Annotated in this window: 1 protein-coding gene; it reads left to right on the top strand. The window is 46.5% G+C overall.

The features are described 5' to 3' along the window. Nucleotides 1-1,355: Ig-like domain-containing protein (locus tag AC6F75_RS07290; RefSeq protein ID WP_500714317.1), on the top strand; the 1,355-nt coding region annotated here is incomplete at both ends.

Below are 1,355 nucleotides of genomic sequence, written 5' to 3' on the forward strand. Positions count from 1 at the left end.
CCTCGTGGTTATCCTCGAGTATAGATTATACACTGGAAATCAATGGTTTTGTTTGTGCTGCATTCCCGGCACCTGATGGTGATGCGTCTCAGGATTATGTAGATCCTGCCACGCTTGCAGACCTGGAAGTTGAAGGCACTATGAGTGCAAGTGTGCTGACCTGGTACAGTGATGCGGCCGGAACTATTGTTATTCCGGACACCACCCCATTGGTAGATGGTACCACTTACTATGTGAGCCAGACTTTTGGTACTTGTGAAAGTCCGCTTTTGGCCATTACGGTACACGAGATAGACTGTAGTAATTTAGAGATTTTAAGCACCACGGACGGTTTGGTGGTTTGCTCGGGTGCAATGACCCTGGAAGCTGTTGGCAGTGGAACCGGAAGTGAAATATTTTGGTATGATGTTCCTTCAGGAGGTGATCGAATAGCTACAGGTTCTACTTTTACAACCGACTTGCTTACGATGACTACCTCATATTGGGCTGCGGAAGTGTATATAGAAGGCGATGCACCTTTGTCTGGTCAGGCCAAACCTGCTCCGGTTGCAACAGAAAACACTACCTTGAGTAATTATGGACTTGCTTTTGAAGTTACCCAGCCATTTACTATAGTCTCAGTGGACGTGTACCCCCATACAACCGGAGGTCCGGTGACAGTTGAGTTGCGAGAAAATGATGGTATTACGGTTCTTGAAACATTGACGGTCAATGTGCCTTCGGGCAACTTGACGACACCCCATACAATACCACTGAATTTTGAGATAACTACTCCCGGGACTTATCGTTTGATGAAAGTGGGTACGACTAGCCTTGTCAGGGAGTTTGCTGCGGCAGGTGGTAATGTGTTTCCTTACCCTCTGGGAACTATGGGTCAGGTAACTGGAGGTGTATTCGGTACAGGTACACCTAATACGACTTACTACTTTTTCTATAACTGGACAATTGGGGCGGGTCAGGTTATATGCGAATCCCCTCGCGAGGAGGTATTTGCGGTTGTTCAACAAACAGGTGATTTTGCGCTCGACGAAACTGACCTGCCATACAATGATGTTAACAACACGGTCAACTATGGCAACAATTTTTCAGGCAGCACAGGATGTGCAGGAGTAAGCGGTGATTTCCTGAATGGCAATGATGTGGTCTACCAGTACAGTCCTTCTGTCGATGATATCATCACGATTGAGTTGACCGGGGTAAGCAGCAATGCAGGAGTATTTGTCTATGAAAGTTGTGGTGATGTGGGTGGCAATTGTTTGGCCGGTAGAGTTGGAACTGGAAAAATAGAAGATTTCTTTGTAACCGCAGGTCAGGACTATTTTATAGTAATTGCTTCACAGTCGGGCAGTACAACC

It is taken from the genome of Planktosalinus sp., from assembly GCF_059864935.1.